The following is a 22,607-nucleotide window of genomic DNA, read 5'->3' on the forward strand; positions in this document are numbered from 1 at the left end:
CCTCAGTTCCCGAATTCCCGCACATCGACGAAATGGCCCGCAAAGGCCGCCGCCGCCGCCATGGCCGGCGAGACCAGATGCGTGCGGCCGCCGCGGCCCTGACGGCCTTCGAAATTGCGGTTCGACGTCGAGGCGCAGCGTTCGCCGGGCTCGAGCTTGTCGGCATTCATCGCCAGGCACATCGAGCAGCCGGGCTCGCGCCATTCGAAGCCCGCTTCGAGGAAGATCCTGTCGAGGCCTTCCTTCTCCGCCTGCGCCTTCACAAGACCGGAACCGGGCACGACCATCGCATTGACCGTCGGCGCGACCTTGCGACCGGCCTTGATCGCCTTTTCGGCGATGACGGCAGCAGCGCGCAGATCCTCGATGCGGCCATTGGTGCAGGAGCCTATGAAGACGCGGTCGATCTTGACGTCGACGATCGGCGTGCCGGGCGTGAGACCCATATAGTCGAGCGCGCGGCGCATCGACGTCGCATGCGCCTCGTCGTGCACATCCTTCGGATCGGGAATGCGGCCGGTGATCTTGATGACGTTTTCCGGGCTGGTGCCCCAGGTGATCAGCGGCGGCAGGTTGGCGATGTCGATGGTCACTTCCTTGTCGAATTTCGCATCCGGGTCCGACGGCAGCGTCTTCCAGTATTCGACCGCCATCTCCCAGGCCTTGCCCTTGGGCGCGCGCGGGCGGCCTTCGAGATAGGCATAGGTCTTTTCGTCCGGCGCGATCAGACCGGCGCGGGCGCCACCTTCGATCGTCATGTTGCAGACGGTCATGCGGCCTTCCATCGAAAGGTCGCGGATCGCCTCGCCGGCATATTCGATCACATAGCCGGTGCCGCCCGCCGTGCCGATCTCGCCGATGATCGCGAGCACGATGTCCTTGGCGGTGAAGCCTTCCGGCGCCTTGCCCACCACATTGATGCGCATGTTCCTGGCCTTTGCCTGGATCAGCGTCTGGGTGGCGAGCACATGCTCGACTTCCGACGTGCCGATGCCATGCGCCAGCGCGCCGAAGGCACCATGCGTCGAGGTGTGGCTGTCGCCGCAAACGATGGTGGTGCCGGGCAGCGTGAAGCCCTGCTCCGGCCCGACGATATGGACGATGCCCTGGCGGATGTCGGACATTTCGAGATACTCGACGCCGAAATCCTTGGCATTGTGCTCGAGCGTCTCGACCTGGATGCGGCTTTCTTCATCCGCGATACCTTTGGAGCGATCGGTCGTCGGCACGTTGTGGTCGGCGACGGCCAGCGTCTTCTTCGGCGCATGCACCGGGCGCTTGGCCATGCGCAGGCCCTCGAAGGCTTGCGGGCTGGTCACCTCATGCACGAGATGCCGGTCGATATAGAGGAGCCCGGTGCCGTCCTCGGCCATCTCGACCAGATGCGCATCCCAGATTTTGTCGTACATGGTGCGGGGCGCCATTTTCGCTTCCTCGTCTTTCAAAAATTCAACTCAGTGTAGCCCATAACAAAAACGGGCCGGGGCCTTCAGGCGCCCTGCCCGCTTTTCATGACGGTTTCCGCTCGAATGCGGAGAAATCAGGCGGCGCCGCTGTCCTTGTTGCGGGTCTTGAAGTCCTGTTTTTCGGTAATTCGGGCAGCCTTGCCGCGAAGACCGCGCAGGTAGTAGAGCTTCGCGCGACGCACGCGGCCCTTGCGCACGACCTTGATCGAGTCGACCAGCGGCCCGTAAAGCGGGAACACGCGCTCGACGCCTTCGCCGTAGGAAATCTTGCGAACCGTGAAATTCTCGTTGATGCCGCCGCCGGCGCGGGCGATGCAGACGCCTTCATAGGCCTGCAGGCGCTCACGCGTGCCTTCAACCACCTTCACATTGACCTGCAGCGTGTCGCCGGGGGCAAAATCGGGAATGGTCTTGCCGCTGGAAAGTGCCGCAACCTGCTCCTGCTCGAGCTGCTCGATGATATTCATAGCGTCAAACCTCGGATATGAAGGCGTTCGGACCTCGAAAGGGACAATCCCGGCCCGGAAGCGCGCTTCCGTAACACAATTTATGCCTCATGGCGACTGCCATCAGGGTTTCTTGGCGAGAAAATCGTCCCAAAGATCGGGCCGCCTTTCCCGGGTAACCTTTTCGGCCTCGGCACGCCGCCAGGCCCTGACCTTCTGGTGGTCGCCGGAGGTCAGAACCGGCGGAATCTCGCGCCCCTCGAAGATCTGGGGCCTTGTATAATGCGGGTACTCCAGCAACCCGCTCTCGAAGCTCTCCTCGCTCCCCGAGGCATCCTTGCCCATCACCCCGGGCAAGAGCCGGACGACCGCGTCGATCAGGGCAATGGCGGCCGGCTCGCCGCCCGACAGCACGAAATCCCCGAGGCTGATCTCCTCGATGGCCCGGGCCTCGATGACCCGCTGGTCGAGCCCTTCGAAACGCCCGCAAATCAGCGCCACACCGGGCCCGGCCGCCAGTTCGCGGACCCGCGCCTGCGTCAGCGGCCGGCCGCGGGGCGAAAGATAGATCAGCGGCCGTCGGTCCCCCACCGGGTGAACCACATCGACCGCCGCCGCCACCACATCGGCCCGCATCACCATGCCGGGCCCGCCGCCCGAAGGCGTGTCGTCGACCGAGCGGTGCCGGTCGGTCGCGAAATCGCGGATATCGACCGCCTCGAGCCGCCAGAGACCCGTTTCCAGCGCCTTGCCAGCCAGCGAATGGCCGAGCGGGCCCGGAAACATCTCCGGAAAGAGCGTCAGCACGCTGGCCGACCAGGCCTCAGCCACGTTCCGCCTCCCCGCCATCGCCATCCTCGAAGGTGCCGATCGGCGGATCGATCACGATACGCCCGCCGGCAAGATCGACCTCGGGCACATTGGCCTCGGTGAAGCTCATCAGCACCGTCGTCCCGCCCCCCGGCGGGGCGATTTCGAGAAGGTCGCCGGCGCCGAAATTCGGCACCCCGACGACCGTGCCATAGTCCCGCCCGTCGAGGCCGATAGCGCGAAGGCCGACGAGATCGGCATGATACCAGCCTTCGTCTTCATCGGCCGGCGGCAAGCGGTCGCGCGGCACATAAAGCTCGGTACCCCGGAGCGCCTCGGCCGCATCGCGATCGTCGATACCGTCGAGCTGGCAAAGCACCAGTTCCTTGACCATGCCCTTCGCCGCGATGGCGAAATGCCGGCTGCCGTCCTCGGTCTCGACCGGGCCGTAAGCCGCAACGCCCTCCGGCGCCTCGGTGAACGGCTTGACTCGGACAAGGCCGCGCACGCCATGCGCGCCGACCACGACGCCGAGACAGACTTTCTTTTGCGGACCGTCAGCCATCGGCGCGATGCGTCAGCCCGGTCAGGCCTGCGCTTCTTCGGCCGGCGCTTCGGCAGCGGGTTCCTCGGCGGCGGGCTCTTCCGCCGGTGCCTTGGCGGCTTCGGCAGCCTCTTCCGCCGCGATGCGCGCAGCCTCGAGACGCTCCTGGGCCTTCGCCTTGGGCTTTGCCTTTTCCGGATTGCTGCGCGCCTTGCGCGTCCAGGCGCCGGCTTCGTCGAGGAAACGCGCGACGCGATCGGTCGGCAGCGCGCCGTGACCCAGCCAATGCTTGGCGCGCTCGATGTCGAGCACCAGGCGATCCTTGTTGTCCTTCGGCAGCAGCGGATTGAACGTGCCGATCTTCTCGATGAAGCGGCCGTCGCGCGGGCTGCGCGTGTCAGCGACGACGACGCGGTAGAAGGGACGCTTCTTGGCACCGCCGCGGGCGAGCCTGATTTTCAGAGCCATCTTGTCTTGCCTTTCAGATAGCCGGCGCGCGATGCGCCGGGATTGATAATTCGTCCGTCCACGAACCGAAACGCGATACGCGCCGGTTCTATTTTCTTTTCTTTCCCGGCGGCAGGCCCGGTAGGCCGCCCCCGAAACCCGAACCGGGCAGACCCGGCAATCCCCCCGCGCCGCCGAGACCGCGCGGCAACCCGCCGCCCGGCGGCAGAAGTTTCTCAAGCGCCTTCGGATCCGACGCCGTTTCGGGCGTCATTTCCGGCGCCCCGCCGCCGAACAGTTTCGACAACATGCCGCCCTTCTGGCGGCCCATCGCCTTCATCATGTCGGCCATCTGACGATGCAGCTTCAGCAGGCGATTGATTTCCTGCACCTCGGTGCCGGAGCCGCGCGCAATGCGCTTCTTGCGGCTGGCATTCAGCACTTTCGGGTTGCGCCGCTCGTCCTTGGTCATCGACGAAATGATCGCGGCCTGGCGCTTGACGACGCTGTCGTCCATATGCGCGTTGGCGGCCTGCATCTGCGCCTTGCCGACGCCGGGCAGCATGCCGAGCACGCCCTTCATGCCGCCCATGCGTTTCATCTGCGCAAGCTGTTCGGCCATGTCGTCGAGGTCGAACTGACCCTTCCGCATCTTCTCGGCCATCTTGTTCGCCTTGTCGGCGTCGATGGTCTCCGCGGCTTTTTCGACAAGACTGACGACATCGCCCATGCCGAGAATGCGGCCGGCGACGCGGTCGGCGCGGAAATCTTCCAGCGCATCCATCTTTTCGCCGGTGCCCAGCACCTTGATCGGCACGCCGGTGACGGCGCGCATCGAAAGCGCCGCACCGCCGCGGCCATCGCCGTCGACGCGCGTCAGCACGATGCCGGTGACGTTGAGCCGCGCCTTGAAGGCTTCGGCCACATTGACCGCGTCCTGACCGGTCAGGCTGTCGGCGACGAGCAAGGTTTCATGCGGATCGGTCGCGTCGCGCACCTGCGCGACCTCGGCCATCAGATCCTCGTCGACATGGATGCGGCCGGCCGTGTCGAGCATCAGTACGTCGTAGCCGCCGAGACGCGCCGCCTCGATCGCGCGCCGGGCAATCTGGACCGGCTGCTGGCCGGCGACGATCGGCAGCGTCGAAACGCCGACCTGCTCACCGAGAATTTTCAACTGTTCCTGCGCCGCCGGACGGCGCGTGTCGAGCGAGGCCATCAGCACGCGGCGCTTGTCGCGTTCGCTCATGCGCTTGGCGATCTTGGCGGTCGAGGTGGTCTTGCCCGAGCCCTGCAGGCCGACCATCATGATGACGACCGGGGCCGCCGCGCGCAGCGAGATCGAGGTATCGGCCTCCATACCGCCCAGCATCTCGACCAGTTCGTCATGAACGATCTTGATGACCTGCTGGCCCGGCGTCACCGATTTCAGCACTTCCTGGCCGACGGCGCGGGCCCGCACCTTGTCGACGAAGGATTTGGCGACGGGGAGCGCGACATCGGCCTCGAGCAGCGCCCGGCGCACTTCGCGCATGGCCTCGTCGACATCCTTCTCGCTCAGGGCGCCGCGGCCCTTGAGCTTGGAAAGAACGTCGCCGAAGCGGCCTGTCAGGTTCTCGAACACTTGGATCGCAAGTCCTTGCCAAACAAAGCAAAATCGCTCCCGCGAGCGAATATCGCCGGCGGAAGTTGACCCGGGCGCGGTGCCTCGGGCGGGTCGGGGCGCAACAATGTCCCGAAAATCTTGCGCGGAACCTAGGAGGCAGACGGCTTCAAGTCAATGATTTCAGCAGCAAATTGAGCGCCGCCGCGCCGAAGGCCCGCATATTGGCGGCGCGGTCCGCCGAGCCTGTGCTGACCGTGATCGAGGCAGGACGCGGGCCGGCAAGGCCGATACAGGCGGTTCCGGGTGGCGGGCCATAGGGCGAGCCGGAGGGACCGGAGGCCCCCATTTCGGCCAATGCCCAGGTGGATCCGAGCCTCTGGCGGACAATTTCGGCCATCGCCGCCACATAGGGTTCGGTGAGCGGCTTGAGATCCGGGGCCGGCGGGCCCTTGAGCTCGTAGAGGGCGCGGGCGGCGCTCCGCGTGTAGATGACGGTCGAGCCGAGATAGAAGGCCGAGGCGCCGGGCTGCGCGACAAGCGCCGCAGAGACAAGACCGCCCATCGAGCTCTCCGACAGGGCGACCGTTTCTCCGCGCTCCTTGAGCATTTCCGCGACTTCGGCCGCCAGCGGGATCAGTCTTTCCATTGGCCGGATTCCAGATTGCGCACGGCGTAGAACTCCTTGTTCCATATCAGATAGAGCAGCCAGGTCGGCATTTTGTAGGCCTTGGCGACATAATTGGCCTGGGCGGCATGGATGCGCCAGCCCCGCCGCTTGGCGGCGATGTCGGTCGGCGTCGAATGGGTCGGCAGGGGCTGGTTCTCCGCCACGAACTTGCCGGTCCGGCGCCCGAGCCGCAGCAGCGAACGGGCCGGAATCAGCGGATAGGCGACAAAACGCGGGCCTTCGCCACCGGCGCGCATGCGCTCGATGGCCTTTTCAGCCACAAGCCCCATCCGCATATGATCCTTGTGGCCGGTCGCCCCGCTGGCCGGCCAGAAGGCGACGACAAGATCGGGCCTGTAGGTTCGAATGGACGCCTCGACACGGTCCACAAGTTCCTCCAGCGGCACATCCGGCACGCCACCATCCGGATAGTCCCAGACTTCCTGATCGTCGATGCCCAGCGCAAAGCCGTTTTTCAGCGCCTCCGCCTTGCGGATGATGCCGAGTTCGGACTGGCGGCAGACGACCGGCGACTGGGTGCCGGCTTCGCCTTTGGTCGCAGTCACCATGGCGAGATAGGCGCCGCCGGCCTTGGCCGAAGTCAGCAGGCCGCCGATCAGCTGCTCGTCGTCGGGATGGGCGAAGACCGCGAGGACACGCGTCGCGCCGACATCGCCTGCGACCGAACGGACATGCCGGGCGGCGGGGTCATCGAAGAAATGGCGGTAACGGAGAAAAACCGCCGCGGCCGCCAATACCGCAAGTCCGGCCAACAGGCCCAGCATCCCGTACATCCACCCCTCCCGGCACCGTTTCTTCCCCAATCTACTGGCATAAGGGGGCAAAAAGCGCCATATATCCCGGCATCATGACCGGCATGACGCATCATTTCCTGAAGATGAACGGGCTCGGCAACGACTTCGTCGTGCTGGACCTGCGCCGCGAGCCTCTGGCGCTCACGGATGCAATCGCGCGCGCCATTGCCAATCGCGAGACCGGCATCGGCTGCGACCAGCTGATCACCATCGAGCCGCCCCGTACCGGCGGCGACGCCTTCATGGGCATCCGCAATCAGGATGGCGGAGCGGTCGAAGCCTGCGGCAATGCCGCGCGCTGCATCGGCAAGCTGCTGCTCGAGGAAACCGGCAAGGACGCAGTGACCATCGAAACGCCGGCCGGCGATACGGTGGCGACCCGCGCCGATGGCGGCCAGATCACCGTCGACATGGGCGCCCCGAAGCTCAACTGGAACGAGATCCCCCTGTCGGAGGAATTTCGGGATACACGCGCCATCGAACTCGAGATCGGACCGCTGGGAAACCCGATCATGCATTCGCCGGGGGTCGTCAATGTCGGCAACCCGCATGCGATCTTCTTCGTCGAGGACGTCGACGCCATCGACCTGGCGCGTTCGGGCCCGATGCTCGAACATCATCCGCTCTTTCCCGAACGCGCCAATATTTCGGTCGCACAGGTCCTCTCGCCAACGCATATCAAGCTGCGCACATGGGAGCGCGGCGTCGGACTGACGAAGGCCTGCGGCACGGCTGCCTGCGCCGCAACGGTGGCCGCGATCCGCCGCCGCAAGACCGAACGCCGTGTCACCGTGACGCTGCCGGGCGGCGACCTTGTCGTTGAGTGGCTGCCCGACACTGACAAGGGCCATGGCCATATCCTGATGACGGGCGATGCGATGCTCGACCATGAAGGCACGCTCGACCCGCGCCTGCTGTCGGGAGCGGCCGCATGACCAGGGGGACCGATATCGTCACCTTCGGCTGCCGCCTCAATACCTATGAGTCGGAGGTGATGCGCGGCCACGCCGAAGCAGCCGGACTGGATGGCGCCATCGTCTTCAACACCTGTGCCGTGACGGCCGAGGCCGAACGCCAGGCTCGTCAGGCGATCCGCAAGGCACGCCGCGAAAACCCTGAAGCGCGCATCATCGTGACCGGCTGTGCCGCGCAGGTGAACCCGGATCAATTCGCCGAGATGCCCGAGGTCGATCTGGTGATCGGCAACGAGGAAAAGCTCAAGGCGGCGAGCTGGCAGCCGGCACTGGCGCTGCATGCCAATGAGCGCATACGCGTCAACGACATCATGTCGGTGACCGAAACGGCCGGCCACCTGATCGGCGGCCTCGAAGGCCGCGCGCGTGCCTTCGTGCAGGTACAGAACGGCTGCGACCATCGCTGCACCTTCTGCATCATTCCCTATGGCCGCGGACCGTCGCGCAGCGTTGCCGCCGGCGAAGTGGTCGCCGAAGTCCGGAAGCTGGTTGAAAACGGTTACCGCGAAGTCGTGCTGACCGGGGTCGACATCACCTCCTATGGCGGCGACCTGCCGGGGCGGCCGGGCCTCGGCAATCTCGCGCGCCGCATTCTGAAGCTGGTGCCGGACCTCGAACGGCTGCGGCTGTCTTCAATTGACAGCATTGAGGCCGACGATGACCTGATGCGCCTGATCGCCGAGGAAGAACGGCTGATGCCGCATCTGCATCTTTCGCTGCAATCGGGAGACGACATGATCCTGAAGCGGATGAAGCGACGCCACCTGCGCGACGATTCGATCCGCTTCTGCGAAGAGGCGCGGCGGCTGCGCCCCGACATAATCTTCGGCGCCGACTTCATCGCGGGCTTTCCGACCGAGACCGACGAGATGTTTTCAAACACGATGCGCCTTGTGGATGAATGCGGCCTGACCTGGCTGCACGTCTTCCCCTTCAGCCCACGCCCCGGCACACCGGCAGCGAAGATGCCGCAGGTTGCCCGCAATATCGCGAAGGCGCGCGCCGAGCAGTTGCGCCTCAAGGGCGCGTCGCGCGTCAGCGCGCATCTCGAAAGCGGTCTTGGTGAAACAAAGCCGGTGCTGATGGAAACACCGACGACCGGCCGCACGCATCAGTTCACGCCGGTGCGCCTCGCCGACAGCGCGGCCGCCGCCGGCGAGATATTGCCGCTGCGCCTCGCCGCCCATGACGGGCAAAGCTTTGAAGGATTGCGCGCGGCGTGAGCGCCGTCGCGGCGAAAGAAGAACCATGGACATCGAGACATTGAGAGCGCGGGGCGCGGCAGGTCAGGTATTGGCCGATGCGACGATCCCGGAACTGCCGAACCATTATCGCGGCAAGGTGCGCGACAATTACGACTTCCCTGACGGCCGCCGGATCATTGTCGCCAGCGACCGGCTGAGCGCCTTCGACCGCATCCTTGCGGCGATCCCCTACAAGGGCCAGGTGCTGACGCAGACGGCGCGTTTCTGGTTCGAGGCCACGGCCGATATCTGCCCCAATCACGTGCTCGACTACCCCGATCCGAATGTGGTGATCGGGCAGCGGCTCGACATCCTGCCGGTCGAGGTCGTGGTGCGGGACTATCTCGCCGGCAGCACCGGAACCTCGGTCCTGACGCTCTACAGGACGGGGAAGCGCGAAATCTACGGCATAACGCTGCCCGACGGCCTGCGTCCCAATGAAAAGCTGCCCGAAACGATCATCACGCCCACCAGCAAGGCCTTCGACGGCGCGCATGACGAACCGTTGACGCCGGCACAGATCGTCGGCGGCGGCCTGCTGACTTCGGTGCAATGGGAAACGCTGTCGCGCTATGCGCTGGCGCTTTTCGCGCGCGGCCGCGAACTTGCGGCGGCACGTGGTCTGATCCTGGTCGACACCAAATACGAATTCGGTACCGATGCCGAGGGCCGGATCGTGCTGGCCGACGAAATCCACACGCCCGACAGCAGCCGCTACTGGCTGGCGGCGACCTACCCGGAGCGCTTTGCCGCTGGCACAGCGCCCCAAAGCTTCGACAAGGATTTCGTCCGCAACTGGGTCGCTGCGCGCTGCGACCCCTACAAAGATCCGATTCCCGAAATTCCCGCAGACCTCGTGCTGGAGACGGCCGCTGTCTATATTCGCGCCTTCGAATCCATCACGGGACAGACATTCGATTTCCCGCCGCAAGGCGAGGCACCGCTTGCGCGCATCAGGCACAATCTCGCGGCCTGCTTTCCCGCGGCACGGAGATGACCGGCATGAGCGAAGACGAACTGGGCAGCGAGACTGGCGAGAAGAAAAAGTCGCTCTTTCAGCGCATGAAGGAGGGGCTTGCCCGTTCGACCCGGAACCTGTCCGACGGCATTACCGGCATATTCACCAAGCGCAAGCTCGATGCAGCAACGCTGGACGAGCTGGAGGAGTTGCTGATCGCGGCCGATCTCGGCCTCGATGCGGCCGCGGCGATTGCCGAGGCCGTCGGCAAGGACCGCTACGACAAGGAAGTCGGCCCCGAGGAAGTTCGCAGCATCCTCGCCGGCGAAATTGCCGCGGTGCTGAAGCCGGTCGAGAAGCCGCTCGCCTTCGACGCGACGAAGAAGCCGTTCGTGATCCTGATGACCGGCGTCAACGGCGCCGGAAAGACGACGACGATCGGCAAGATCGGCGCCAGGCTGAAGGGCGAGGGAAAGTCGGTGATGCTGGCCGCCGGCGATACCTTCCGCGCCGCCGCGGTCGAGCAGTTGAAGGTCTGGGGCGAGCGCATCGGGGCCCCGGTCTGTTCGACGAAGATCGGCGGCGACGCGGCCGGCCTTGCCTATGAGGCTCTGGCCCGGGCAAGGGAAGAAGGCACCGACGTGCTGATGATCGATACGGCCGGACGGCTGCAGAACAAGGCCGATCTGATGGCCGAGCTCGAAAAGGTGATCCGCGTGATGCGCAAGCTCGATCCGGAAGCGCCGCATGCGACGCTGCTGGTGCTCGATGCGACGACGGGCCAGAACGCGCTGAACCAGGTCGAGATTTTCGGCAAGACCGCCGGCGTCACCGGACTGGTGATGACCAAGCTTGACGGCACGGCGCGGGGCGGCATTCTGGTTGCCATCGCGCGGCGTTTCGGCCTGCCGGTGCATCTGATTGGAATCGGCGAGGGAATCGAGGATCTGCAGGACTTCAACGCCGAGGCCTTTGCAAAGGCCATTACGGGCACAAGTTGATCCAGTGGCGCATCCCATGCGTAAATAAGCCGAGTGTCACGCGATGGTGGCCCGGAACAGGCGGAACATGAGCGAAACGAGCACCGAAAAGACACATGCCGGCATGTCGTCCTCGCAATGGGTCCGCATGGCGATCGAGCTTGGGCCGCTGGCGGTCTTTTTCGTGATGAATGCCCAGGCCGACCGGTTTTTCGGCAATGAGGAAGCGCAGAATATCTTCTATGCAACCGGCGCCTTCATGGTCGCAACCGTGATTTCGCTGACCTATTCGCAGATTCGGTTTCGCAAGATTCCGACCATGCCGCTGGTCAGTGGCATCTTCATCATCGTCTTCGGCGCGCTGACGCTTTGGCTGCAGGACGACGAGTTCATCAAGCTGAAACCGACCATCGTCAATGCGCTCTTCGCCGCCGCGCTTCTGGGTGCTGCGATGATGGGCAAACCGGTGATGAAGAATCTCTTCGACGGCGCCTTCGACCTGACCGACCAGGGCTGGATGGTGCTGACAGTGCGCTGGGGTCTCTTTTTCATCTTCCTTGGCGTCATCAACGAGATTGTCTGGCGCAATTTCTCGACCGACTTCTGGGTCAGCTTCAAGCTCTTCGGCGTGATGCCGCTGACCATGGTCTTCGGCATGGCGCAGATACCGGTGCTGACCCGATATGCGCCCCTGCGCGATGAAAAGGTGCCGGCCGCCGATTGATGCGCATTCTGGTTCAATGGTGAATGCTGCGATCCTTTGTTTCGGGCACGAAGATCATGCCGATGACGAAGGTCATGGCCGCAATGATGACCGGATACCACAGTCCCGAATAGATGTTGCCGCTTGCCGCGACGATCGCAAAGGCGACGGTTGGCAGGAAGCCGCCGAACCAGCCATTGCCGATATGATAGGGCAGCGAGAGCGACGTATAGCGGATGCGTGTGGGAAAGAGCTCCACCAGCATCGCCGCGATCGGCCCGTAGACCATCGTCACATAGAGAACCAGAACGAAAAGAATGAGAACGACCATCGGTGTGTTGATGGCATCGGGGTCGGCCGCGTCGGGATAGCCTGCCCGCGTCAGCGCCGCGGTCAGCGCCGCATCGAAACCTTGCCGCGCCGCGCCATCGGCGTCACCGGTCGCGTCGAAAGACGCAACGCGCGATGCACCGATTTCGACATAGGCGGTTTCGCCGGCTGTAGCGTTCCTGTTGCTGTAGGGAATGCCGCGTCGGGCCAGCGCACTCTTGGCAACATCACACGACGTCGTGAAGGCAGCCGTGCCGACCGGGTTGAACTGGAATGAACATTCGCTCGCATCGGCAACGACAATGACAGGCGACGTCCGCTGCGCCTGCTCGAGCGCCGGATTGGCAAAATGCGTCAACGCCGCAAAAAGCGGAAAATAGGTCAGTGCCGCCAGCAGACAGCCCGCCATGATGATGGGCTTGCGGCCGATACGGTCGGAAAGCGCGCCGAAGATGACGAAGAACGGCACGCCAAGCAGCAACGCGCCGCCGATCAGGATATTGGCGGTCTGCCCCTCGACCTTCAGAACCTGTGTCAGGAAGAAGAGTGCATAGAACTGGCCGGTATACCAGACGACGGCCTGTCCGGCCGTGAGGCCGACCAGGGCAATCAGCACGATCTTCAGGTTCTTCCATTGGGCGAAGCTTTCGGTCAGCGGCGCCTTCGACAGCGTTCCTTCATCCTTCATCTTCTGGAACAGTGGCGACTCGTTGAGCTTCAGCCGGATCCAGACCGAAATGCCGAGAAGCACGATCGAGAGCAGGAAGGGAATGCGCCAGCCCCAGCTTTCGAAGCTCTCCTTGTCCATCGACAGGCGGCAGGCAAGGATCACGAGAAGCGACAGGAAGAGGCCAAGCGTCGCCGTGGTCTGAATCCATGCCGTGTAGCTGCCACGCCTGGTATGGGGGGCATGTTCGGCCACATAGATGGCAGCACCGCCATATTCGCCGCCAAGCGCGAGTCCCTGCAACAGCCGCAAGGCGATCAGGATCGCCGGCGCGGCGACACCGATCGTGGCGTAGTTGGGCAGCAGTCCGACAATGAACGTCGCGACACCCATGATGACGATCGTGACGAGAAACGTATATTTTCGTCCGACAAGATCGCCCAGACGGCCAAACACGATGGCACCGAAGGGCCGTACGGCAAAGCCGGCGGCAAAGGCCATAAGCGCAAAGATGAAACCGGCGGTCGGATTGACGCCTGAAAAGAACTGAACGGAAATGATCGCGGCCAGCGAACCGTAGAGATAGAAATCGTACCACTCGAAAACGGTGCCGAGCGACGACGCGAAAATGACGCGCCGTTCCTCACGCGTCATGCGTCCTGTTCCGGATTCACCCGCTGCCGTCATGCGCCCCATCCCCGCCTTGTCTGCCCCACTTCCAGTGACGGGAGAATGCCGCGAATGGGCCGATGATGCCAGCGGGGATGCTAGCGGGGCGCGCGCGGAAAGTGGTTGCCGGTTTCGCCGTCCGGGTTGCCGAAGGGCGCGATTCCAACCCGTCCTTCCACAGAATGAAACTGCGTCAATGCCCAATGGACGCTGGGGAAGGCGAGCTCGTCCCAGGGGATCTCCTCCCATGAGAACAATGCAACCTCGAGGCTCTCCTCCCCTGCCGAAAAGGAGGGGGTGGCAAGTTCGGCGCGGTACATCAACTGCACCTGCGCGATACGCGGGATCGAATAGACCGCAAGCAGATCCGTCAGCACGATCTCGGCATTGGCCTCCTCGCGTGCTTCGCGCCGCGCCCCTTGTTCGGCCGTCTCACCTTGTTCCATAAAGCCGGCCGGCAGCGTCCAGAACCCCCTGCGCGGCTCGATGGCACGGCGGCACAGCAGGATGCGCCCTTGATGGCCAACGACCGAACCGACGACAACCTTGGGATTTACATAATGGATGAAGCCGCAGCGGTCGCAGATATCGCGCGGCATATTGTCTCCGGTTGGCACGCGGCGGGTAAAGACCGGATCGTGCTCGGCGCCGGGCTCGCGGGGCGCCGGTGCGGGCGAAACATGCTCCGAATCGCCCATTTTTGTCGAATTTGTCATAGTACAACTCTTTGATCCGCCTACGGAACTAAGCCTGCGCGTGCCAGTATCCGGCCCCCGGGCCGGGACTTGCCGGATATGCCGACAATCTGTGTGCCGGCCGACAGGGACCGTCCGCGCACAGACCTATCGTGATTTCTCCATTTCTCCATTTTTCATGGCCCGGTTCCTCTTGCAAGTGAGGCCTCTGCGGGTGCATATGAAGATAGTGCGGCGCGCACGGCATTGCCAGAAAGCACCCGATGATGCGCCCGATCCATTTCTCCATGCGATGGGAGATCCGTCCGAGAGGTCAATATCCCGCCAAGGGAACGCGCCGCAAGGACACAGAGCCAGAGATATTCACCCCCCGATATTCGGACACAGGCGTGTCGAATAGTTGAGATGACACCAGAGGACAGACGAATGGCAGCCAGAAAATCGACCGGAAGTTTCGATCTCGAAAGCTCGTTGAGCCACCTGCTGCGCCGCGCGCAACAATTCGCCTACGACCAGTTCGTTCAGCAGATGGGCGCCAGCACGCTGACGCCACGGCAGTTCATCGTGCTCTTCGCGGTCGATGAGGAAGAAGGCCTGAGCCAGACCGATCTCGTCAACCGCACCGGCATTGACCGGTCGACGCTGGCCGACATGATCAGCCGCATGATCAAGAACGGTCTTCTGGCCCGTCGCCGCACGGCGGAAGATGCGCGCGCCAATGCGGTACGCCTGACAGCCGCCGGCCGCCGCGCCCTGAAAGGGGCGATGCCGAAGGCGCTGGCCGCCGAACGGGCCTTGCTGGAAGCCCTGCCGAAATCCGTGCAGGCCGATCTGATGAAGGCGCTGACCCACCTCAACAGTGCCATCGAAGGCATGAAGACCGAAGAATCCGAGCCGAAAAAGCCGGCAAAACGCGCGGCCAGGAAGCCGGCCCGCAAGCCGGCGGCCAAAAAGCCGGCCGCGCGTCGCAAGAAGAGCTGAACGTCAGTTGCCGGGCGGCGCGGCATGCCGCGCCGCCTGCAAGGCCGGCAGGATCTGTTCGGCAATCGCTTCCGGCGTCACCGCACCGACATGCTTGAGTGCGATTCGCCCATTGCCGTCGACGACATAGGTCTCCGGCACGCCGTATACCCCCCATTCGATGGACGCCCGCCCCGTCTGGTCGCGCCCGATGCGATCGAAGGGATTGCCGAGTTCGGACAGAAAACGCCGTGCCGCCGCCGGATCGTCCTTGTAGTTGATCCCGTAGAGCGGCACATCGGCGATGCGCCTCAGCTCGACCAGCAACGGCATTTCGACCCGGCAGGGCACGCACCACGATCCCCACACATTGACGATGACGGGCGTGCCCGTGCCGAAATCGGCCGTGGCGAGGCCGGGACGTTCGAGACCCGGAACGGCCGGTAGCTCGAATTCCGGAACGTAACGCCCGATCAGGGCCGAGGGCACACGCGACGGATCGCCGCGATAGATCGCCACCAGGAAAAACCCGGCAAGCAGCAGGAAGAGTGCAACGGGGACAAGTGCGGCAAGCCTGAAAGGATTCCTCACGGCGCCGGCTCCGTGTCCGACCGGCGCGCGGCCCGGCGGACCCGCCCGCCGGCATCGCGCTCCAGCGCATCGGCAAGACGCGCCTGCCGCCGGTAATCGGCAAGGCTTTGAACGGCCAGCGCCAATGGCACAAGAACGCCCAGCACATAAACGGGCCAGACATAGGCCGCATAGCCGCCCATCTGGAAAAACTCTGCCATGCCTCAGCCCTCCGTGCCCGACGCGGCCAGCGCCAGGCGCAATGTCCGCACACGATGGCGCAGGATTTCGGCACGCATGCGAACCATCAGCAGCGTCACGAACAGGAATGTAAAGCCGAGTGCCATCAGGGCGAGCGGCAGCAGCATCTCGGGTGCGATCGTCGGGCCATCCATGCGGAAGACCGAGGCTGGCTGATGCAGCGTGTTCCACCAGACGACCGAGTAGCGAATGATCGGCACATTGATGGCGCCGACAAGCGCCAGAACGGCTGCCGCGCGCGCCGCGCGCGTCGGTTCTTCGATCGCCGTCCAGAGCGCCATGTAGCCGAGATAGAGAAAGAACAGGATCAGAACGGATGTCAGCCGCGCATCCCACACCCACCAGGTGCCCCACATCGGCTTGCCCCAGAGCGCGCCGGTGACGAGAGCCAGGAAGGTGAAGGCGGCGCCGATCGGTGCAGCCGACTTGGCGCAGAGATCGGCCAGCGGATGACGGAAGATCAACGCCACGGCCGAGGCCGTCGCCATCACCGCATAGCCGAACATGGCGAGCCAGGCTGACGGCACATGCACATACATGATGCGTACGGTCTCGCCCTGCTGATAGTCGGGCGGCGAAGCGAAAAGGGAAAAGTAAAGGCCGCCCCCAAGAAACCCCAGCGAAACCAGCCACAAGGGCGCAAGAAGCCGCCCCGACAGCGTCATGAAACGCGCCGGATTGGCGAAAGCCTGGAGCCGCTGCGAAACCGATGGGCGGGTCATGGGGTTCATTTAGCGTGTTGCTTTCCGACAGGGCAAGTTGGAGGCGCCAGTCATTTTGCCGCGCATCAGCGGAGATTGGCGCGCAGCGCCGCAGCCGCGGCGACCGGGCCGACCACGAGGCTCGCCAGCGTGACGGCCGCCAGCAGAGCCAGGCTCTGACCGGCAACGCCGTCCGGAAAACCGGCCAGCGCCGCACGTGCCGCGCCGACGCCGAATATCAGAACCGGAATGTAGAAAGGCAGGACAAGCAGCGAAGCGAGCAGGCCGCCGCGCCTGATGCCGACGGTAAGGCCGGCGCCGATGATGCCGAGAAAACTCAGGGCCGGCGCACCGACAAGCATGGCCAGCATCAGGGCTGGAAAGGCGGCAAGCTCGAGATTGAGCATCAGGCCGAGCAATGGCGCGGCGACGACCAGTGGCAACCCCGTCGTCAGGAAATGACCGATGGCCTTTGCCACGACGACAAGTTCGAGGGGCAGACGGCCCATGGTCAACAGATCGAGTGAGCCATCTTCATGATCGGCCTGGAAAAGCCGATCGAGCGTCAGCAGTGACGAGAGCAGCAGCGCCACCCACAACATGCCGGGCGCGATACGCGCCAGAAGATCGGGCGCAGGCCCGATTCCGAGCGGAACGGCGGCAACCACAACCAGAAAGAAGAACACGGCCATCCCGCCGCTGCCGCCGATACGCGCGGCCAGCCGGAGATCGCGGGCGAGCAAGGCGACAAATGCGCGGCTCATGGCAGCAACCCCATGCCGAGATCGAGCGTTTTCGCGGCTTCAAGGCCGAGATCGAGATGGGTGGCAGCAACGATGATGCCGCCAGCGGCAAGATGTGCCTGCATGGCGCGGCCAAGCCGCATGATGCTGGCGGCATCGAGCCCCACCGTCGGTTCGTCGAGCAGCCAGAGCGGTCGCGGCGCCGCGAGGAGGCGCGCAAGAGCCAGCCGCCGCTTTTGCCCGGCCGAGAGATAGGCGGCCGGCAAGTCGGCAAGCGAGGCGAGGCTCATGCCGTCAAGTGCCACGGCGACGTTCGCCACCGCGCCGGCAACCCCATTGTCAAACCAGGCGGCCCAGAAATGAAGGGTCTCGGCGACGGTCATCGCCGGCTTCAACGCGTCAAGATGGCCCACATAATGGGCCTGTTCGGCAAGCGTCATCTCGGGGTCGCCGCCTTCGACACGCAGCGAGCCCGGGGTGCTTTCGACCAGCCCCGCGATCTGCCGCAAGAGGCTCGACTTGCCGCTGCCATTGGGGCCGGTCAGCACCAGCGCCTCGCCGGCAACGACGGTGAAGGAAAGACCTTCAAAGACAAGCCGGCCGCCGCGTTCGCAGGCAAGATTGGTTGCCGATAACCGCAGTTCAGATATCGTCAAAATTGCCGCCCCGGCCCTTGCCCGCCGCAAAGCGGGCCGCACCTTTCTGCGTTTCGCCGGACGCCATCACCTTGCGGCCGTGCTCGAATTCATTGGCAAGCGCCCGCTCGTAGGGCAGGTCCCACTGTTCATAGGCCGACATGCGATCGTGCCGCAGACACAACTGCGGAAAGCGCGCGATTTCCTGTGCCAGACGCTCGGCCGCCGCGCGGCCCTGCCCCTTGGGTACAACGCGATTGGCCAGCCCCATCTGCAAGGCCTCGGCTGCCCCCACGCCACGGCCAGTCAGGATCAGATCCATCGCCCTTGCCTGGCCGATCAGTCGCGGCAGACGGATCGTGCCGCCATCGATGAGCGGCACGCCCCAGCGGCGGCAAAAGACGCCCATCACGGCATCTTCCTCGACAATGCGTATGTCACACCAGAGCGCCAGCTCAAGTCCGCCTGCCACCGCATAACCGGCAATCGCACCAATGACCGGCTTGTTGAGAATCATTCGCGAAGGACCCATGGGACCATCATCGGCCAGACGGCTGAAATCGGCGCCGGTCGCCGGCGGCACGACGCGATTGCCCCCGCCGGTCGAGACCGCCTTGAGATCGGCGCCGGCACAGAAGGTTTCCTCTGCACCGCAGAACACGGCGACAAGCGCCGCCTCGTCCTGTTCGAATTCCAGGAAGGCCGCAGCGAGCCGCTCGGCCGCCCCACGGTCGACCGCATTCTTCGCGCGCGGACGATTGAGGATCACCGTTGTGACGGGACCGTTTCTCTCGACGACGACCTCTGCCACGCGCCCTCCCCGATGTTCATTTCAATGCCGATTATCAAGGCTTAAGCGCACGACCGAGCATGGTCAATCCGCCCGAAAGCCATTATAGTCCGCCGCGACAAGCATATAGGTTCCAGACACAAAAGCGGCGGCGAAATCGGATTTGACGCCCGCGCGTTTCCCGCGCTGGCAACAAGCGCCTCCTCCCCCTTTTTCCAACTGGACCCACGCAGCATTGAGGACCAAGAGAGATGGCGAAGAAGGCCCCCGCGAAATCCCCGAAAACCTCCAAGGCGAAGGCAAAGGCAAAGAAGGCGCCTGCGAAAAAGCCCGTGACCAGAACCGCCGCTAAAAAGAAGGCTGCGCCGAAAAAGACCAAGGCTGCGCCGAAGCCGAAGAAGTCGGCCGCGAAGAAGGCTGCACCGAAAAAGGCTGCGAAGAAGGCGGTCAAGACCGCGCGCAAGGCCGTGAAAAAGGCCGCGCCGAAGAAGGCGGCGCCGAAGCTGAAGAAGTCGGTCTCGAAGAAGGCCACACCGAAGAAGGCCGCGAAGAAGGCGGTCAAGACCGCGCGCAAGGCCGTGAAAAAGGCCACGCCTGCCGCCCGCAAGCTGGCGCAGAAGGCCAAGCGTGCGGCCAAGAAGACCGTCAAGAAGGTAACGCCGAAAAAGAAGGCCGCGCCGAAAAAGGCCGCAGCCAAGAAGGCCGCACCGAAAAAGAAGGTGGCTGCGAAAGCAAAGCCGTCGCCGAAAAAGATCGCGCCGAAGAAGACTGCGGCGGCGAAGGCGAAACCGGCAAAGAAAGCCGCACCGAAAAAGACTTCAGCCAAAGCACCCGGCAACAGCTTCGGCGCGCGCCGTGTGCTGAAAGTTGGCAAGCGCAGCTATACCTATTTCAGTCTGCCCCACGCCGAAAAGAACGGCCTCGACGGCATTTCGCGCCTGCCTTTCTCGATGAAGGTGCTGCTTGAGAACCTGCTGCGCTTCGAGGACGGGCGCACCGTGACGGCCGACGACATCAAGGCGGTCAAGACATGGTTGAAGACACGCACGTCCGATCGTGAAATCGCCTATCGCCCGGCCCGCGTGCTGATGCAGGATTTCACCGGCGTACCGGCCGTCGTCGACCTGGCGGCGATGCGCGATGCAGTGAAGAACCTTGGCGGCAATCCGAAAAAGATCAATCCGCTGGTGCCGGTCGACCTCGTCATCGACCATTCGGTGATGGTCGACAAGTTCGGCACGCCGACCGCCTTCAAGGAAAACACCGAAATCGAATATCAGCGCAACCGCGAGCGTTATGAGTTCCTGCGCTGGGGCTCCAAGGCCTTCGACAATTTCCGCGTCGTGCCGCCGGGAACCGGCATCTGTCACCAGGTCAATCTCGAATATCTGGCACAGACCGTCTGGACGAAAAAGGACGGCAAGGAAGAGATCGCCTATCCCGACACCTGTGTCGGCACCGACAGCCACACCACGATGGTCAACGGTCTCGCGGTTCTGGGCTGGGGTGTTGGCGGCATCGAGGCGGAAGCGGCCATGCTCGGCCAGCCGGTTTCGATGTTGATCCCGGAGGTCGTCGGTCTCAAGCTGACCGGCAAACTCAATGACGGCGTCACGGCAACCGACATGGTGCTGACCGTCACTGAAATGCTGCGCAAGAAGGGTGTGGTCGGCAAGTTCGTCGAATATTACGGCCCCGGCCTCGACCATCTGGCGCTTGAGGATCGCGCGACCATCGCCAACATGGCGCCGGAATATGGCGCGACCTGCGGCTTCTTCCCGGTCGACGGCGAAACGCTGAAATATCTGCGGGCAACAGGGCGTTCGGAAGAACGTGTGGCCCTTGTCGAAGCCTATGCGAAGGCGCAGGGCATGTTCCGCGAGAAGGGCATGGCCGATCCTGTCTTCACCGACACGCTGACGCTCGACCTCTCGACTGTGGTGCCGAGCCTCGCCGGCCCGAAGCGGCCGCAGGATCGTGTCTCTCTGACCGACGTCAAGGCGAATTACCTCAAGGCACTGGAAGGCGAATTCGGCAAGCCCGGCCAGGCGGCAACGCGCGTTGCCGTCGAAGGCAGGGATTTCGATCTCGGTCACGGCGATGTCGTGATCGCTGCCATCACCTCCTGCACGAACACGTCCAACCCGAACGTGCTGGTGGCAGCTGGTCTCGTCGCGCGCAACGCGCGCAAGCTTGGCCTTAAGGTGAAGCCTTGGGTGAAGACCTCGCTCGCGCCAGGCTCTCAGGTCGTGACTGACTATCTGACGAAGTCCGGCCTGCAGGACGATCTCGACGCGATGGGCTTCGATCTCGTCGGCTATGGCTGCACGACTTGCATCGGAAACTCCGGCCCGCTGCCAACCGAGATCAGCCAGGCGATCAACAAGAACGATCTCGTGGCCTCGGCGGTGCTTTCGGGCAACCGCAATTTCGAAGGACGCGTCTCGCCGGACGTCAAGGCGAACTATCTCGCCTCGCCGCCGCTGGTGGTTGCCTATGCGCTGGCCGGATCGACCCAGATCGACCTGACGACCGAGCCGCTCGGCACAGGCGCGAACGGGCAACCGGTCTACCTCAGGGATATCTGGCCGACGACGAAGGAAATTTCCGAAACGGTCCGCACCTGCGTGACGCCCGAAATGTTCCGCAGGCGTTATGCCAATGTCTTCGACGGCGATGCCAATTGGCAGAGCATCAAGCTGACCGGCGGCCTGACCTATGATTGGGACGGCGATTCGACCTATGTTCAGAATCCGCCCTACTTCGTCGGTCTGAAGCCGAAGCCGGGGGCGCTTTCCGATGTGACGGGTGCCCGGATTCTCGGCCTCTTCGCCGACTCGATCACGACCGACCACATCTCGCCCGCCGGCAACATCAAGGTGAAGAGCCCGGCCGGTGCCTACCTGAACTCCAAACAGGTCGGCGCGCAGGACTTCAACTCCTACGGCGCCAGGCGTGGCAATCACGAAGTGATGATGCGCGGTACCTTTGCCAATATTCGCATCAAGAACCAGATGCTGAAGGGCATCGAAGGCGGCGTCACCAAGCTGCAGCCCGAAGGCGTCGAAATGCCGATCTACGACGCGGCAATGGAGTACAAGCGTCGCGGTACGCCGCTGGTCATCTTCGCCGGCAAGGAGTATGGCACTGGCTCGAGCCGCGACTGGGCCGCAAAGGGAACGATGCTGCTCGGCGTCAAGGCCGTGGTTGCCCAGAGCTTCGAACGCATTCATCGCTCGAATCTGGTCGGCATGGGCGTCGCCCCCCTGCAGTTCCTGGACGGCATGAGCTGGCAGTCGCTCGGCCTCGACGGGTCGGAAACCGTGTCGATCGAAGGCCTCGCGCATGTGAAACCACGTACCAAGGTCAAGGCCGTCATCACCTACAAGGACGGAACGCGAAAGGCCATCGAGCTGCTCTGCCGCATCGATACGCAGGATGAGGTCGAGTACTATGAGAATGGCGGTATCCTGCCCTACGTGCTGCGCAACCTCGCGGCATAGGTAAGTCGGCATCCGACGGAAAAAGGGCGCTCTTCGGAGCGCCCTTTTTTGCGCCTTCACCGCTTCGTGACTCGCCAGTCGGCGGCAGCCCGACCTATCCTCGATACAGAAGGAGAAAGGTCCCATGCTGTTGCGTCTCGTCGCGGCCCTGACACTCACGCTGTCGCTTGCACCCATCGCCCGCGCTGAGACCCGACCGGTCGTCGTCGAACTCTTCACAAGCCAGGGATGCTCATCCTGCCCCAAGGCCGACGCCTATCTACGCGAACTCGCGGCGCGCGACGATGTAATCGCCCTGTCATTCGCCGTCGACTACTGGGACTTTCTCGGCTGGAAGGACACGCTGGCAAGCCCCGCATTCACAAAAAGGATTCCTCTGCAAAACACAGTGTGCTTTGGTCGTCAGAGGGGGGGGGCGGATCG

Annotated in this window: 24 protein-coding genes and 1 pseudogene; 8 read left to right on the forward strand and 17 right to left on the reverse strand. The window is 63.9% G+C overall.

Annotated features, from left to right (window positions below; all coding sequences use genetic code 11):
• Positions 1-2: 2 nt before the first annotated feature.
• From leuC to AAC071_RS13960, 8 genes are all read right to left on the reverse strand, one after another.
• Positions 3-1,424 carry a 3-isopropylmalate dehydratase large subunit gene (leuC, locus tag AAC071_RS13925; protein ID WP_339833526.1) on the reverse strand — a complete coding sequence of 474 codons (1,422 nt, stop codon included), beginning with the start codon at positions 1,422-1,424 and terminating at the stop codon, positions 3-5.
• 116 nt (positions 1,425-1,540) lie between these two features.
• Positions 1,541-1,933, reverse strand: coding sequence for a 50S ribosomal protein L19 (gene rplS / locus AAC071_RS13930; protein WP_339833529.1), 393 nt, complete (start codon positions 1,931-1,933; stop codon positions 1,541-1,543).
• A 102-nt stretch (positions 1,934-2,035) separates the two neighbouring features.
• Positions 2,036-2,743 carry a tRNA (guanosine(37)-N1)-methyltransferase TrmD gene (trmD, locus tag AAC071_RS13935; RefSeq protein WP_339833532.1) on the reverse strand — a complete coding sequence of 236 codons (708 nt, stop codon included), beginning with the start codon at positions 2,741-2,743 and terminating at the stop codon, positions 2,036-2,038.
• Positions 2,736-3,287: a ribosome maturation factor RimM gene (gene rimM, locus AAC071_RS13940; RefSeq protein ID WP_339833535.1), complete on the reverse strand. Its 552-nt coding sequence runs from the start codon at positions 3,285-3,287 to the stop codon at positions 2,736-2,738. The genes trmD and rimM overlap by 8 nt, the downstream gene beginning before the upstream one ends.
• Before the next feature lie 21 nt (positions 3,288-3,308).
• A complete protein-coding gene (gene rpsP, locus AAC071_RS13945) occupies positions 3,309-3,734 on the reverse strand; it encodes a 30S ribosomal protein S16 (RefSeq protein ID WP_339833538.1) in 426 nt (141 codons plus the stop codon).
• 88 nt (positions 3,735-3,822) lie between these two features.
• Entirely contained in the window at positions 3,823-5,337 is a 1,515-nt protein-coding gene (gene ffh / locus AAC071_RS13950; RefSeq protein ID WP_339833541.1) for a signal recognition particle protein, read from the reverse strand.
• Positions 5,338-5,485: 148 nt separating this feature from the next.
• The gene (locus AAC071_RS13955; protein ID WP_339833544.1) at positions 5,486-5,965 is read right to left on the reverse strand and encodes a CinA family protein; all 480 of its coding nucleotides are present in this window, start codon (positions 5,963-5,965) and stop codon (positions 5,486-5,488) included.
• Positions 5,953-6,780 (reverse strand): PIG-L family deacetylase, encoded by an 828-nt coding sequence (locus tag AAC071_RS13960; protein WP_339833548.1) that lies wholly within the window; start codon positions 6,778-6,780, stop codon positions 5,953-5,955. The genes AAC071_RS13955 and AAC071_RS13960 overlap by 13 nt, the downstream gene beginning before the upstream one ends.
• 74 nt (positions 6,781-6,854) lie before the next feature.
• On the opposite strand from AAC071_RS13960, the gene dapF reads away from it, so the two are divergent.
• The 5 genes and pseudogenes from dapF to AAC071_RS13985 all read left to right on the forward strand — a co-directional run bounded on the left by dapF (position 6,855) and on the right by AAC071_RS13985 (position 11,681).
• On the forward strand, positions 6,855-7,736 hold the full coding sequence (gene dapF / locus AAC071_RS13965; RefSeq protein WP_339833551.1) for a diaminopimelate epimerase: 882 nt from the start codon (positions 6,855-6,857) through the stop codon (positions 7,734-7,736).
• The gene (gene mtaB, locus AAC071_RS13970; protein WP_339833554.1) at positions 7,733-8,998 is read left to right on the forward strand and encodes a tRNA (N(6)-L-threonylcarbamoyladenosine(37)-C(2))-methylthiotransferase MtaB; all 1,266 of its coding nucleotides are present in this window, start codon (positions 7,733-7,735) and stop codon (positions 8,996-8,998) included. The genes dapF and mtaB overlap by 4 nt, the downstream gene beginning before the upstream one ends.
• Before the next feature lie 25 nt (positions 8,999-9,023).
• The gene (locus AAC071_RS13975) at positions 9,024-10,016 is read left to right on the forward strand and encodes a phosphoribosylaminoimidazolesuccinocarboxamide synthase (protein ID WP_339833557.1); all 993 of its coding nucleotides are present in this window, start codon (positions 9,024-9,026) and stop codon (positions 10,014-10,016) included.
• A gap of 29 nt (positions 10,017-10,045) precedes the next feature.
• A pseudogene (ftsY, locus tag AAC071_RS13980) lies at positions 10,046-10,978 on the forward strand (signal recognition particle-docking protein FtsY); the annotation flags it as partial.
• Positions 10,979-11,045: 67 nt separating this feature from the next.
• Positions 11,046-11,681, forward strand: a complete 636-nt coding sequence (locus AAC071_RS13985) for a septation protein A (RefSeq protein WP_339833560.1) — start codon at positions 11,046-11,048, stop codon at positions 11,679-11,681.
• Positions 11,682-11,694: 13 nt separating this feature from the next.
• Here AAC071_RS13985 and AAC071_RS13990 read toward each other — a convergent pair whose 3' ends face one another.
• The gene (locus AAC071_RS13990) at positions 11,695-13,311 is read right to left on the reverse strand and encodes an MFS transporter (RefSeq protein ID WP_339833563.1); all 1,617 of its coding nucleotides are present in this window, start codon (positions 13,309-13,311) and stop codon (positions 11,695-11,697) included.
• Between the two features lie 113 nt (positions 13,312-13,424).
• Positions 13,425-14,042: an NUDIX hydrolase gene (locus tag AAC071_RS13995; RefSeq protein WP_339833566.1), complete on the reverse strand. Its 618-nt coding sequence runs from the start codon at positions 14,040-14,042 to the stop codon at positions 13,425-13,427.
• A gap of 405 nt (positions 14,043-14,447) precedes the next feature.
• On the opposite strand from AAC071_RS13995, the gene AAC071_RS14000 reads away from it, so the two are divergent.
• On the forward strand, positions 14,448-15,002 hold the full coding sequence (locus AAC071_RS14000; RefSeq protein WP_339833568.1) for a MarR family winged helix-turn-helix transcriptional regulator: 555 nt from the start codon (positions 14,448-14,450) through the stop codon (positions 15,000-15,002).
• 3 nt (positions 15,003-15,005) lie between these two features.
• Here the strand turns inward: AAC071_RS14000 and AAC071_RS14005 are convergent, their stop codons facing one another.
• The 7 genes from AAC071_RS14005 to AAC071_RS14035 all read right to left on the reverse strand — a co-directional run bounded on the left by AAC071_RS14005 (position 15,006) and on the right by AAC071_RS14035 (position 19,555).
• On the reverse strand, positions 15,006-15,572 hold the full coding sequence (locus AAC071_RS14005) for a DsbE family thiol:disulfide interchange protein (RefSeq protein ID WP_339833570.1): 567 nt from the start codon (positions 15,570-15,572) through the stop codon (positions 15,006-15,008).
• Positions 15,569-15,772 (reverse strand): heme exporter protein CcmD, encoded by a 204-nt coding sequence (gene ccmD / locus AAC071_RS14010; RefSeq protein WP_339833572.1) that lies wholly within the window; start codon positions 15,770-15,772, stop codon positions 15,569-15,571. Before ccmD ends, AAC071_RS14005 begins: the two co-directional genes overlap by 4 nt.
• A gap of 3 nt (positions 15,773-15,775) precedes the next feature.
• Entirely contained in the window at positions 15,776-16,543 is a 768-nt protein-coding gene (locus AAC071_RS14015) for a heme ABC transporter permease (protein ID WP_339833574.1), read from the reverse strand.
• Positions 16,544-16,599: 56 nt separating this feature from the next.
• On the reverse strand, positions 16,600-17,277 hold the full coding sequence (ccmB, locus tag AAC071_RS14020; protein WP_339833576.1) for a heme exporter protein CcmB: 678 nt from the start codon (positions 17,275-17,277) through the stop codon (positions 16,600-16,602).
• The gene (ccmA, locus tag AAC071_RS14025) at positions 17,274-17,912 is read right to left on the reverse strand and encodes a heme ABC exporter ATP-binding protein CcmA (protein WP_339833577.1); all 639 of its coding nucleotides are present in this window, start codon (positions 17,910-17,912) and stop codon (positions 17,274-17,276) included. The genes ccmB and ccmA overlap by 4 nt, the downstream gene beginning before the upstream one ends.
• Entirely contained in the window at positions 17,899-18,702 is an 804-nt protein-coding gene (locus AAC071_RS14030; RefSeq protein WP_339833579.1) for a crotonase/enoyl-CoA hydratase family protein, read from the reverse strand. Before AAC071_RS14030 ends, ccmA begins: the two co-directional genes overlap by 14 nt.
• A gap of 82 nt (positions 18,703-18,784) precedes the next feature.
• Entirely contained in the window at positions 18,785-19,555 is a 771-nt protein-coding gene (locus AAC071_RS14035) for a hypothetical protein (protein ID WP_339833582.1), read from the reverse strand.
• Between AAC071_RS14035 and acnA the strand changes: the two genes are divergently transcribed.
• Positions 19,539-22,184 (forward strand): aconitate hydratase AcnA, encoded by a 2,646-nt coding sequence (gene acnA, locus AAC071_RS14040; RefSeq protein WP_339833585.1) that lies wholly within the window; start codon positions 19,539-19,541, stop codon positions 22,182-22,184. The genes AAC071_RS14035 and acnA overlap by 17 nt on opposite strands.
• A gap of 124 nt (positions 22,185-22,308) precedes the next feature.
• Positions 22,309-22,607, forward strand: a 299-nt coding sequence (locus AAC071_RS14045) for a DUF1223 domain-containing protein (protein ID WP_339833588.1), incomplete at its 3' end; no start/stop codon positions are given.

It is taken from the genome of uncultured Parvibaculum sp., from assembly GCF_963975745.1.
In the GTDB taxonomy this organism is placed as follows: Bacteria; Pseudomonadota; Alphaproteobacteria; order Parvibaculales; family Parvibaculaceae; genus Parvibaculum.

What these genes read in the sequence shown, in the direction of transcription:
- rpsP (WP_339833538.1), bottom strand. Translation starts at nt 3,734, where the DNA reads ATGGCTCTGAAAATCAGGCTCGCCCGCGGCGGTGCCAAGAAGCGTCCC.
- mtaB (WP_339833554.1), top strand. Translation starts at nt 7,733, where the DNA reads ATGACCAGGGGGACCGATATCGTCACCTTCGGCTGCCGCCTCAATACC.
- dapF (WP_339833551.1), top strand. Translation starts at nt 6,855, where the DNA reads ATGACCGGCATGACGCATCATTTCCTGAAGATGAACGGGCTCGGCAAC.
- AAC071_RS14015 (WP_339833574.1), bottom strand. Translation starts at nt 16,543, where the DNA reads ATGAACCCCATGACCCGCCCATCGGTTTCGCAGCGGCTCCAGGCTTTC.
- leuC (WP_339833526.1), bottom strand. Translation starts at nt 1,424, where the DNA reads ATGGCGCCCCGCACCATGTACGACAAAATCTGGGATGCGCATCTGGTC.
- ccmD (WP_339833572.1), bottom strand. Translation starts at nt 15,772, where the DNA reads ATGGCAGAGTTTTTCCAGATGGGCGGCTATGCGGCCTATGTCTGGCCC.
- rplS (WP_339833529.1), bottom strand. Translation starts at nt 1,933, where the DNA reads ATGAATATCATCGAGCAGCTCGAGCAGGAGCAGGTTGCGGCACTTTCC.
- AAC071_RS13995 (WP_339833566.1), bottom strand. Translation starts at nt 14,042, where the DNA reads ATGACAAATTCGACAAAAATGGGCGATTCGGAGCATGTTTCGCCCGCA.
- rimM (WP_339833535.1), bottom strand. Translation starts at nt 3,287, where the DNA reads ATGGCTGACGGTCCGCAAAAGAAAGTCTGTCTCGGCGTCGTGGTCGGC.
- AAC071_RS14000 (WP_339833568.1), top strand. Translation starts at nt 14,448, where the DNA reads ATGGCAGCCAGAAAATCGACCGGAAGTTTCGATCTCGAAAGCTCGTTG.
- AAC071_RS13960 (WP_339833548.1), bottom strand. Translation starts at nt 6,780, where the DNA reads ATGTACGGGATGCTGGGCCTGTTGGCCGGACTTGCGGTATTGGCGGCC.
- AAC071_RS13985 (WP_339833560.1), top strand. Translation starts at nt 11,046, where the DNA reads ATGAGCGAAACGAGCACCGAAAAGACACATGCCGGCATGTCGTCCTCG.
- AAC071_RS13955 (WP_339833544.1), bottom strand. Translation starts at nt 5,965, where the DNA reads ATGGAAAGACTGATCCCGCTGGCGGCCGAAGTCGCGGAAATGCTCAAG.
- AAC071_RS13990 (WP_339833563.1), bottom strand. Translation starts at nt 13,311, where the DNA reads ATGACGCGTGAGGAACGGCGCGTCATTTTCGCGTCGTCGCTCGGCACC.
- ccmB (WP_339833576.1), bottom strand. Translation starts at nt 17,277, where the DNA reads ATGAGCCGCGCATTTGTCGCCTTGCTCGCCCGCGATCTCCGGCTGGCC.
- AAC071_RS13975 (WP_339833557.1), top strand. Translation starts at nt 9,024, where the DNA reads ATGGACATCGAGACATTGAGAGCGCGGGGCGCGGCAGGTCAGGTATTG.